Source organism: Ruegeria sp. AE3 (assembly GCF_056542225.1).
Genome location: NZ_JBQFZL010000023.1, coordinates 18,012 through 28,442 on the forward strand (window position 1 = coordinate 18,012; position 10,431 = coordinate 28,442).

Genomic DNA, 10,431 nt, shown 5'->3' on the forward strand with positions numbered 1-10,431 from the left:
CATGAAATAGCGGAAAGACCTAACATATGGCAGACAGTTCTCAGCTTGATATCGGCCCTGACAAATCCCTGCTTTTGGTGGATGATGACGAGCCGTTTCTGAGACGTTTGGCCAAGGCCATGGAAAAGCGTGGGTTCGAGGTTGAAACCGCAGGATCCGTCGCCGCAGGTCGTGCAATTTCCACCGCCCGCCCACCGGCTTACGCAGTTGTTGACTTGCGACTGGAGGATGGCAACGGTCTGGATGTGGTTGAGGTTCTGCGCGAAAAGCGCCCCGACAGCCGGGTTGTGGTTCTGACCGGGTACGGGGCGATTGCAACCGCAGTCGCCGCCGTAAAAATCGGCGCAACCGATTATCTGTCGAAACCCGCCGACGCCACCGACATCACCAATGCGCTGCTGGCCAAGGGCGACGAACTGCCCCCGCCGCCGGAAAACCCCATGAGCGCGGACCGCGTGCGCTGGGAACATATCCAGCGCGTTTATGAGCTGTGCGACCGCAATGTCAGCGAAACGGCGCGGCGGCTGAACATGCACCGCCGGACATTGCAGCGGATACTGGCGAAACGCAGCCCGCGGTAAAACTTTTGGCTGAATAGTCTTAAGAGCGTTCGTCCTTGTAGACAACTGAAAGGTAATACTGTCCGATGGTATCGTACCGTACCTTTGCCCAAAGACCGATGAGCATTTCTTCTTCGGAAAGCTCTCTTTCATAGATACTGGTTGTTTTTACTTTCCCGTCAGACAGTTCTTCGTCTATTTCCCAAGTCTTAGGAGTCAGGTCGGAAAACCGCAGGTACATGAAAGCGAAGACAACCAAATGCCCCTTGCCAATAGAAAAGGCATAATCTTCGATTTCTTGGACAGTGGATTGAGTTGCGGAAAAACTTGACCCTTTTGCGGCCCTTTCTAGTTTTACAAACAATCCGAATAATTTTGGGTCATTAAAAGTGACCCGACCATCTTTGGTTTTGTCGGCTCCGTGAGTAATAAGTTTGCTTCTTACAGCTTGATAAATGGATGTTTCGTTCATTCAGCTTCTCTTTGTTTGATACGCAACCTTAAGCAAAGTGTTTCAGCACGCCGCCAACAGTTCGCTATGCCGAGCCATATACGCCTCACGCACCTTAACCGGTGGCCTAAGCGTGATTTCCAATCCCTCCATCACCGCTTTATCCGGGCGACCAAAGAACTTCGTCGCCTCCGCCTCGGAGAAGCCCGCAATCTGCGTCGCCTCCATCCAGGCACTGATTTTGTCGGCCTTTTTGATCTGCCGTTTCACCGTTTTCGGCACTGTAGCGGGCAGGCCAAAGCGGATGTGGATCGCCGCCGCCAGCCGGTCATCCAGCGCGCCGTAACCGGGGCCCACGGCAGATTTGACCGGCGAAATCATGTCGCCGATCACGTATTCCGGCGCATCATGTAACAGGGCTGCCAGCCGCCATTTGACGGGTGTCTTGGGCGCAATTCTTCCGAAGAGTTCCTCAACCAATAGGGAATGCTCGGCCACAGAATAGGCGAAATCGCCGCGTGTCTGCCCATTCCAACGTGCCACAAAAGCAAGCCCATGCGCGATATCTTCGATCTCGATATCCACCGGGGTCGGGTCCAGCAGATCCAGCCGACGCCCCGATAACATGCGCTGCCATGCCCTGGGTTGTGTTGCCATTTTGCTATGCCTCACCTGACCGGACGCGATTGCGCCATATTTTTGTGCTATGATGTACCTGTCTGGATCACTTGCTGCCAACAGTTTCTTGAGCATTTGTGCTTTGAAACGGCGCGCCATGATCCCGACATCAAAACCGAGGGGGGCACATGCTTCTCCCGGTGTGCTCCTCTCGACCGTGAAACGCGAAACGATAGGAGTTTGTCATGTTCAAGCGTTTATTCGCCATTGCCCTGACCTTTGGAATGGCCGCGACCGCCCCACCAGCCTTTGCCCGGAGTTGTGCAGAGCGCGGCGACATCGTCACCAAATTGCAGGAAAACTATGCCGAGGAATTGGCCTTTGGCGGCCTGCAAAAGACGCGCGACGCGCAGTCTGTGATGGAGGTTTGGGCCTCGAAAGAAACGGGCAGCTATACCGTTTTGGTTACCAATGCGAACGGAATCAGTTGTATTGTTGCCGTTGGCACCGATTTTTTTGAAGCGATACCAAAGATAAAAATCGAAGGCACGCCAAGCTGAAAGCGGCCACCAAGCTTCCGGTAACAGTCTTCAAAGTTGCCACCTGCCCCAAGGAGTGCTAGGGGCAGCCGGGACTGTGATTTACCGAAAATGGAGCGCCAGATGGCCGTGGACTATATCGTTAAAGACATTTCGCTGGCCGGGTTCGGCCGCAAGGAATTGGACATTGCCGAAACCGAGATGCCGGGCTTGATGTCCCTGCGTGCGGAATATGGGGAAAGCAAGCCTCTGACAGGTGCGCGTATCGTTGGATCGCTGCACATGACTATCCAGACAGCTGTTCTGATTGAAACGCTGGTTGCGCTGGGCGCGGATGTGCGCTGGGCGTCGTGCAACATCTTCTCGACCCAGGACCATGCAGCAGCCGCGATTGCCGAGGCAGGCATTCCCGTCTTCGCCATCAAGGGTCAAACGCTGGAAGAGCATTGGGATTATCTGGATAAATCCTTCTTGTTCGAAGACGGCCCGAACATGATCCTCGACGATGGTGGCGACGCGACCTTGTACATCCTGCTGGGTGCACGTGCGGAAGCGGGCGAAGACATCATCCCAGTTCCGGGTTCGGAAGAGGAAGAGGTGATCAAGAAGCAGATCGCCAAGCGCATGGCGGCAAGCCCCGGCTGGTTCACCAAGATGCGTGACCAGATCCAAGGCGTTTCCGAGGAAACCACCACCGGCGTGAACCGCCTGTATCAACTGGTGAAAGACGGCCACCTGCCCTTCCCGGCGATCAACGTGAATGACTCGGTCACAAAGTCGAAATTCGACAATAAATACGGCTGTAAGGAATCGCTGGTCGACGGTATTCGCCGCGCCACCGACACAATGATGGCCGGTAAGGTTGCCGTGGTTTGCGGCTATGGCGACGTCGGCAAGGGCTCAGCCGCCAGCTTGCGTGGCGCGGGTGCGCGCGTGAAGGTGACCGAAGTTGACCCGATCTGCGCGCTGCAGGCTGCGATGGATGGGTTCGAAGTAACCCTGCTGGAAGACGAAGTTGCCAGCGCGGATATCTTCATCACCACCACCGGCAACAAGGACGTGATCCGCATCGAGCATATGCGCGAGATGAAGGACATGGCCATCGTCGGCAATATCGGGCACTTCGACAACGAGATTCAGGTGGCCAGCCTGAAGAACCACAAGTGGACCAATATCAAGGAGCAGGTGGACATGATCGAGATGCCTTCGGGCAACCGTCTGATCCTGCTGTCTGAAGGCCGCCTTCTCAATCTTGGCAACGCCACAGGTCACCCGTCTTTTGTGATGTCGGCCTCGTTCACCAACCAGGTTCTGGCACAGATCGAGCTGTTCACCAAAGGTGATCAGTACGAGAACAAGGTCTACATCCTGCCCAAGCATCTGGACGAGAAGGTCGCCCGCCTGCATCTGGATCGCATCGGCGTGAAGCTGACGAAGCTGGATGCGGATCAGGCCGCGTACATCGGTGTCAAACCAGAAGGTCCATACAAGCCGGAACACTACCGCTACTGATTGTCGTCTGACGATGACACAGAACAACGGACGCCGCCGGTTTCTTTACTCGGCGGCGTTCTTTGTTTTCAGGGTTCTGGTTGTGGTGATCGTGCTGGGTGGCGGTGGCTGGGTGCTGTTGGCGCATCCAAAGACACCGGTGCCATCTCACTGGAACCCATTGCACGACCTTAAAGTCAGCGCGCAGGTCACGCCAGTCACCAGGTATCAATTGAACCGGGCCTTGGCGGATGAAACCCAGTGTCGGGCTACATTGACCGAAGCAGGCGTTCATTTCGAGGCGATGGAGGATCTGGTCATTGATCAGAACTGTGGCATTGCCGCACGGGGTCTACTGACCCGGCTGGCCACTTCGCACATCGAAGCCGTTGAAACCAGTTGCGCCACAACATTGCGGCTGACGATGTGGGAACACCATGTCGTGCAGCCGGCTGCGCACGAACTGCTTGGAACCGGTATTGCCCGTTTGCGCCATGTCGGAAGTTACAATTGCAGGCGCATACGCACCCTGAAGGGTGAAAACAACGGATGGAGCAGCCATGCCCGTGCGGAATCGATCGATATCATCGGTGTGGAGACGACCGATGGCCGCGTACTGACCCTGTTAAATGGCTGGCAGGGTACCGGACCCGAACCCGCATTCCTGCGGCAAATCTGGCGGGGCGCGTGCGACTGGTTTCGTGTGGTTCTAGGCCCGGACTTCAATCGCTTGCACGCGGATCATTTTCACCTGCAAGGTTCTGGTTGGGGGTATTGCAGATAGGTCTTGCATCCCGTGCATTCCAGCCTTCGTTAAGGGGGAGGAAACGCAATATTTTATCCTTTTGGGCTGACCTGTGACACGTCTAGTCTCGGCTATCGGTGATTGGTGCCGGATTAACGGATAAAGGAGATTGGGACATGGGCAAGCGCGACGAGTTGATAGCCAAATACGCTGAAGATCTGAAAAACAAATGCGGAATAAGCCCCGATATGGATCTGCTGACCAAGGTCACAATCGGTTGCGGCCCGGCGATTTATGACGCAGATGCGGCAACTGTTGCAGCCAGCCAGGCGCCCGAGTTGGAAACCGTCAAGAACAACTTCCTGATCAAGAAACTGGGCCTGTCAGATGGTCCCGAGCTGATGGCAGCGATCAACAAAGCCATGGAAACTTATGGCATGTCCGAGCGCAACAAATACCGCGCCGTGGTCTATTACATGCTGACTAAGCATTTCGGGAAAGAAGCTGTTTACGGCTGATCTAACCGCGCAATCCTGAAACGCCTGTCGTCTTTCCGGCAGGCGTTTCGTATTTGAGTTGTTTTTTAAGGACTTGGCGTTTGAAACGCTGCGCGCGGTTGGGCTAAGGTCAATCCGTGACCAGGACGGTCAGAACCAGATATTTCCATACGCGTGTGGTGAGTAGGGAGCACGCGGGGGTAGGGAAGGTTCTGTATCGTCAGAGCCTTCCCTCATTACTCATCTGAACTCTTTAAGAATACGCGCGATGAGGTTTTCTGCCCTGTCAGGTTGAACGGTTGAATTGTCGTCCGCATTTCCGCCGCTGCCTTCCAGATAAACCTCGATCCGCCCCGGGCGCGTCTTGCTGCCCGAGCTTGTGAAGTCCCGTGAAATACCCCCCAGTGCATCGGCGGCCATCGCGGCGTTTTCGGCGTCATCGGGGTGATAAAACCGGACCTGGGTTTCTCTGACCCGGTATCCCACCCGAGCTGTTGCCACCACTGTTGCCTGACCTCGGACAAGCAGTTCCAACGCCCGGTTGCTGGTCTCTTGCGAAACTCTCGACGGTACAAAAAGCGAGACCTCAAGATCAATGATCGGCGTCACAAGAAGCGGTTTCACCTCGGCGTAGGGCGGGTTGGCGGGTGTGTCGATCTCTTGCGGAATGGGATCATTGGTTATCTGTGATATCTGCGATAATCCGCCCTTGTTCAGCGGATTGGGATTGCGAAGTCGTGGTTCATACCAGGCAGGAATCGCGGCTTGAATGTCTGAGGCGGTCGCGGCGGCCAACGTGGGTTCCATCCGGGCAGGAATGAAAATCTTGGGCGGTGTTAAGGAAATCTCCGGCTTCTCCGTTACCGCTTCGGGATTCGGGCCGGTTGCAAACTCGCTTTCCGGCATGACAGTGTTTTCCAGTTCCTGGGAAAGGGTTGCACTGGATTGATCCAAAACAACCGGATCGACTGACTCGCTATTTGGCTTGTCCAAGGGTTCGCTGACGTCAGCGGGTATTGAGAGAGGCTCAGGCTCAGGGGGCCCTGAAACCAACAGATCCTCTGGTATAGGGGCGTCTTTCGGGTCCGGCAGGCTGGTGGCTGCGGCCTCAGGCGGTTCTTCGGGGGCCAGAAAGGTTTCAGAAAGCGCATTCAGAACGGCCTGATCTTCTGCGTCTGCGGTTGGCCAGTCATCTAAAAGATTTGCAATGACCCATTGCAAGGCGGCCCCGCACAAAAGGGCAACCAGTACTAACGCGACCCGAGTTTTCCGTTTTTTTCTGACGCGTGGCTTGTCCAGATTTAGCGAGCGGACCCGTTCGGAAACGATCTGCTCAGTATCTGTATCGTCCGGTGGGGGCAGAACGTCCGATTGCGCAGAGGTCGAAGCAGGTTCTTTCAGCGCCTCTTCTTGCGCCCCCGCAAGCACCGACGCGCGCTTCTCCCGCGCCTCTTTCAGGCGCGCTTCCCAGGTTCTCGTGCTTTTCGCAGCAACGGTGTTATCGAGTGTCCCGTTGCCGTTTTCAGTGTCAGACACGGGGTTCAAACTTTCAAAACATATCGAATTTATCCGAACAACACCAAGCGGTTACGATCAGAGCAATCATAACCTTCAGGTCCCTACCCGGCGTAGCCCTTGGAAACATAACACCTTGCCGGGCGATTGAGAAGTTTTGCACCTTGTACAGGACGGCAGGTCAATCCGGCTGCGTTTCACCCAAGGCGCAGATCGCCTTCCATTGATCGTCAGTTACCGGCTGCACCGATAAACGAGAGTTTTTCACCAACACCATTTCGGCAAGCCGTTCGTCGGCCTTGATCTGGTCCAGTGTCACGGGTTTGGAAAAGGACCGGACGGCCTTGATATCCACGCATTCCCAGCGCTCATCATCGGTGGAATTGTCGGGATGTACCTCGGCGCATACCTCGACAATACCAACAACTGACTTGTCCTTTTGAGAGTGGTAGAAGAACCCCCAATCCCCAATGGCCATCTGACGCATGAAATTGCGCGCCTGATAGTTGCGCACACCGTCCCATTCCTCGCCCTTATCCCCCTTGGCCATTTGCTGTTCCCAGCTCCAGGTCGAAGGTTCGGACTTGAAAAGCCAATATGCCATCAGCCGATCACCTTTTTCCAGGGAATCAGTTCAACCGACTGGAACAATCCAGCCTTCGCATAGGGGTCATTATCTGCCCAGTTTTGCGCAGCAGCCAGATCTTCGACGTCGAGCACAACCAGCGAACCGATCATGGCGTCGCCATCCAGCAGCGGCCCTGCCTGCGATACAACACCCGTTTCTTCGATATAGGCCAGATGGGCCGCGCGATTGTCCAACCGGGTTTGCAGTGCCCCGGCTTTGTCACGGGCGATGAGTGCGATCAGCATGTTATTCCTCCTTGAGTGGGCGATTGAGCAGGTTTTGGATGGCCTCGGTCACACTGTAGGCACCATGGCTCAGATCCGCCACCGTTGTACTGATGGGCATGTCCAGCCCTTCCTTGACGGCAATCTCTGACATGGCGCGCGCGGTGGCGACGCCTTCGACAGTAGTATGTTGGTCAAATGGTTGGATCAGGCCCAAACTAAGACCAAAACGGTAGTTTCGGGACAGCTCTGAGGAACAGGTCAACACCAGATCTCCAAGCCCTGACAAGCCCATCAGGGTGTCAGGACGCGCGCCCCGCAGGGAGGCAAAGCGCTGCATTTCCGCAAAACCGCGAGTCATCAACGCGGCACGGGCGCTGTCCCCCAGCCCCGCGCCGATTGCTGCGCCGCAACCGATGGCCATGATGTTCTTCAGCGCCCCGCCAAGTTCAGCACCTATGGTGTCAGTGGTCCGATAGAGGCGCAGGTTCGCAGTGGCCAGCTCGGTCTGCAATGTTTTGCCAAGATTCGTATCACCGCAAGCCAGCGTTAACGCAGTGGGCAAACCGCGCGCTATGTCATCAGCAAAACTGGGTCCTGTCAGCAAAGCGATCGAGGCATCGGAGACAACATCCCTGATGACCGCAACGGGCCCGAGACCAGAATCCAACTCTATCCCCTTACAGCAAGCGACCAGTGTCTTGCCGTGCAGCACCGGGGCGTGATCTTGCAAGGCGCTGCGCAATTGCTGCATAGGAACGGCCAAAAGCAGAATGTCAGCCTTCGACGCCTCAGCGATATTTGCGGTTACGGCGATGTTCGTGCGTAAGGAAACACCAGGCAGCCTGGTGGAGTTTTCGCGCGTCTCATGCATCTGCCGCGCCTGATCGGCGTTTCTGGACCACAGCGTTACTGGCCCGTTGCCTGATAGCGAGATTGCCAAAGCGGTACCAAACGCACCGGATCCCAGGACAGATACGTTCATGCCTTGGCCCCTTTCTTACCGCTGCCCAGCATTGCCGGGCTGCGTTGATCGAGCGGCCAGCGGGGACGGGCAGTCAGGTCCAGACCGTCGCGCGCGCCGGTGCGAAAGCGTTCAAGACCCGCATAGGCAATCATCGCGGCATTGTCCGTGCACAAAGCCAGCGGAGGTGCCGTAAACCGGGCACCTTGTTGTGCGCAAACAGACTCTAACGCTGCCCGAATGGCCGAGTTGGCAGCCACCCCACCTGCAACCGCGACAACGGGATCAGCAGGATTGTGATCAAGATACAGATCAATCGCGCGGCGGGTTTTCTCGGCCAATGTGTCCACTATGGCCTGCTGGAATCCTGCGCACAGATCAGCTCGGTCCTGACGGGTCAGCCCACCCTTGTCGGCCACGATTTGGTCGCGCATTCGCATCAGGGCTGTTTTCAGCCCCGAGAAGGACAAGTCACAGCCGGGCCGGTCCAGCAGTGGCCTGGGAAAGCGGAACCGCTGGGGATCGCCATCACGGGCCTCAGCCTCGACAGACGGGCCGCCGGGTTGCGGCAGTCCCAGCAGGCGAGCGGTCTTGTCAAAGGCTTCCCCAGGTGCGTCGTCGATTGTACCGCCCAGGCGGGCAAACTGCTCGGGACTATGGGCGATCAGGTATTGGCAATGGCCACCCGACACCAGAAGCATGAGGTAAGGGAAGGCGATGCCGTCCGTCAGGCGGGGTGTCAGGGCGTGACCGGCAAGATGATTGACGCCAATCAGCGGCAAGCCCGTGGCGGCGCTTAGCCCTTTGGCGCACATGACACCGGACATGACCCCTCCGATCAGACCGGGCCCTGCGGTGACGGCAATAGCGTCCATGTCGCGCAGCGACAGACCGGCGGCCTCCAGTGCCTGCATGACACAGACATCCAGCTTTTCGGCATGGGCACGGGCCGCAATCTCGGGCACGACACCGCCAAAGGCGCTGTGCAGATCGGTTTGACCGTGCACCACAGAAGACAGGATCTCGGCTTTGGCACCTTCGGTCTGGCGCACGACAGCTGCGGCTGTGTCGTCACAGCTGCTTTCCAAACCCAATACGGTAAGTGTTTGCACCATCACCCTGATCCGTTGCATCATGTATATACGGCGGGGTATCACCCTGCGCGGATGCAAACAATCCTGAAGGGTCAAGGCGCCACACGTTGTTTTTGTTGATGACCCGCCCTCGCTCCGCCTCGGAAAGGTTTGTCGAGCAGTTGCCAACCCGCGTCAGATCTCGGGTACAGGCCCTCTATTCGCCGATCATGGAAATCCGGCCACTGCCAGTTGCGGTGGATACCAAAGGTGTAAAAGGATTGATCTTTACATCGGCCAATGCGGTAAATGCGGCGGTTTCGAAAGGTGTTGACCGCACTCTGCCGGCCTATTGCGTGGGGCCCGCAACAACCGGTACCGCGAAAGGGTATGGGTGGCAGGCCAAGATGGTCGGAACCACGGCAGAAGAATTGGTTGGGCATCTGCTCAAGCATCGGCCCAAAAGCCCGCTTTTGCACCTGCGGGGTGAACATACACGGGGTAATATCGCTGGCCGCCTGACCGAATCTGGTCTGACCGTTCGGGAACAGCCAGTCTATCAGCAGCGGTTGTTGCCGCTAACACCCGAGGCCACCGAGGCCGCCGAAGGAAATCTGCCGATAATTGCTCCGCTTTTCTCGCCGCGCACGGCGCGACATTTTGCCGATATCTGGGCCGGATCAGCCCCCCTTTGGCTGGTTGCGATCAGCCAGGCTACGGCTGATCCCCTTTATTCTTTGGACTATGAGCACCTGAAGATTGCAAAACATCCGACACCGAAGAAAATGCGTAAAGCTGTTAAAAAGCTTGTGAAACATGTGTTGCGGGTTGAGGGTGGCGAGGTCCCCGATTAACTTAACCTGGGCTGTTATTCATCTGAATTTGGATTCGATAAGGGGAATATTGCGGTGGCTGGTAAGAAGAAATCCGATCAAAAGCCGGTGGAACCCCTCCTAGCAGATGATGCAGTTGAAACTGATCTGCGGCAGGAAGATACGCCTGTTGACCCGGCTGAACCTGTAGAAGAAGACCTGTCCGAAGCCGAAGCCGAAGCCGAAGCCGAAGCCGAAGCCGAAGCCGAAGCCGAAGCCGAAGCCGAAGCCGAAGCCGAAGCCGAAGCCGAAGC

The 10,431-nt window shown here is 56.6% G+C and carries 14 protein-coding genes; 7 read left to right on the forward strand and 7 right to left on the reverse strand.

The window, feature by feature from the left end; all coding sequences use genetic code 11:
* The first annotated feature begins 26 nt into the window (after positions 1-26).
* The gene (locus ACR0NZ_RS19810; RefSeq protein WP_050604676.1) at positions 27-581 is read left to right on the forward strand and encodes an ActR/PrrA/RegA family redox response regulator transcription factor; all 555 of its coding nucleotides are present in this window, start codon (positions 27-29) and stop codon (positions 579-581) included.
* 19 nt (positions 582-600) lie between these two features.
* Here the strand turns inward: ACR0NZ_RS19810 and ACR0NZ_RS19815 are convergent, their stop codons facing one another.
* On the reverse strand, positions 601-1,032 hold the full coding sequence (locus tag ACR0NZ_RS19815) for a hypothetical protein (protein WP_480521332.1): 432 nt from the start codon (positions 1,030-1,032) through the stop codon (positions 601-603).
* 42 nt (positions 1,033-1,074) lie between these two features.
* Positions 1,075-1,668: an HD domain-containing protein gene (locus ACR0NZ_RS19820; protein WP_480521334.1), complete on the reverse strand. Its 594-nt coding sequence runs from the start codon at positions 1,666-1,668 to the stop codon at positions 1,075-1,077.
* Between the two features lie 206 nt (positions 1,669-1,874).
* Here ACR0NZ_RS19820 and ACR0NZ_RS19825 point away from each other — a divergent pair, with 206 nt between their 5' ends.
* The 4 genes from ACR0NZ_RS19825 to ACR0NZ_RS19840 all read left to right on the forward strand — a co-directional run bounded on the left by ACR0NZ_RS19825 (position 1,875) and on the right by ACR0NZ_RS19840 (position 4,922).
* Entirely contained in the window at positions 1,875-2,189 is a 315-nt protein-coding gene (locus ACR0NZ_RS19825) for a hypothetical protein (RefSeq protein WP_480474447.1), read from the forward strand.
* 102 nt (positions 2,190-2,291) lie between these two features.
* On the forward strand, positions 2,292-3,680 hold the full coding sequence (gene ahcY / locus ACR0NZ_RS19830) for an adenosylhomocysteinase (protein WP_480521336.1): 1,389 nt from the start codon (positions 2,292-2,294) through the stop codon (positions 3,678-3,680).
* 13 nt (positions 3,681-3,693) lie between these two features.
* A complete protein-coding gene (locus tag ACR0NZ_RS19835; RefSeq protein WP_480521338.1) occupies positions 3,694-4,443 on the forward strand; it encodes an extensin-like domain-containing protein in 750 nt (249 codons plus the stop codon).
* Positions 4,444-4,580: 137 nt separating this feature from the next.
* Positions 4,581-4,922, forward strand: coding sequence for a DUF2853 family protein (locus ACR0NZ_RS19840; RefSeq protein ID WP_480521340.1), 342 nt, complete (start codon positions 4,581-4,583; stop codon positions 4,920-4,922).
* A 219-nt stretch (positions 4,923-5,141) separates the two neighbouring features.
* Here ACR0NZ_RS19840 and ACR0NZ_RS19845 read toward each other — a convergent pair whose 3' ends face one another.
* The 5 genes from ACR0NZ_RS19845 to tsaD form a co-directional block, all read right to left on the reverse strand.
* A complete protein-coding gene (locus tag ACR0NZ_RS19845; RefSeq protein WP_480521342.1) occupies positions 5,142-6,437 on the reverse strand; it encodes a hypothetical protein in 1,296 nt (431 codons plus the stop codon).
* A 160-nt stretch (positions 6,438-6,597) separates the two neighbouring features.
* A complete protein-coding gene (locus ACR0NZ_RS19850) occupies positions 6,598-7,020 on the reverse strand; it encodes an EVE domain-containing protein (RefSeq protein WP_480521344.1) in 423 nt (140 codons plus the stop codon).
* Positions 7,020-7,289, reverse strand: coding sequence for a YciI family protein (locus tag ACR0NZ_RS19855; protein ID WP_480482615.1), 270 nt, complete (start codon positions 7,287-7,289; stop codon positions 7,020-7,022). The genes ACR0NZ_RS19850 and ACR0NZ_RS19855 overlap by 1 nt, the downstream gene beginning before the upstream one ends.
* A 1-nt stretch (position 7,290) precedes the next feature.
* Positions 7,291-8,253 (reverse strand): NAD(P)H-dependent glycerol-3-phosphate dehydrogenase, encoded by a 963-nt coding sequence (locus tag ACR0NZ_RS19860; RefSeq protein WP_480521346.1) that lies wholly within the window; start codon positions 8,251-8,253, stop codon positions 7,291-7,293.
* Complete coding sequence (gene tsaD, locus ACR0NZ_RS19865) at positions 8,250-9,347, reverse strand: tRNA (adenosine(37)-N6)-threonylcarbamoyltransferase complex transferase subunit TsaD (RefSeq protein WP_480521348.1); 1,098 nt, start codon at positions 9,345-9,347, stop codon at positions 8,250-8,252. Before tsaD ends, ACR0NZ_RS19860 begins: the two co-directional genes overlap by 4 nt.
* Positions 9,348-9,445: 98 nt before the next feature.
* Here tsaD and ACR0NZ_RS19870 point away from each other — a divergent pair, with 98 nt between their 5' ends.
* Both ACR0NZ_RS19870 and ACR0NZ_RS19875 read left to right on the forward strand, forming a co-directional pair.
* Positions 9,446-10,159 carry a uroporphyrinogen-III synthase gene (locus ACR0NZ_RS19870; protein ID WP_480474456.1) on the forward strand — a complete coding sequence of 238 codons (714 nt, stop codon included), beginning with the start codon at positions 9,446-9,448 and terminating at the stop codon, positions 10,157-10,159.
* A 54-nt stretch (positions 10,160-10,213) separates the two neighbouring features.
* Positions 10,214-10,431: hypothetical protein (locus ACR0NZ_RS19875; protein ID WP_480521350.1), on the forward strand; the 218-nt coding region annotated here is incomplete at its 3' end.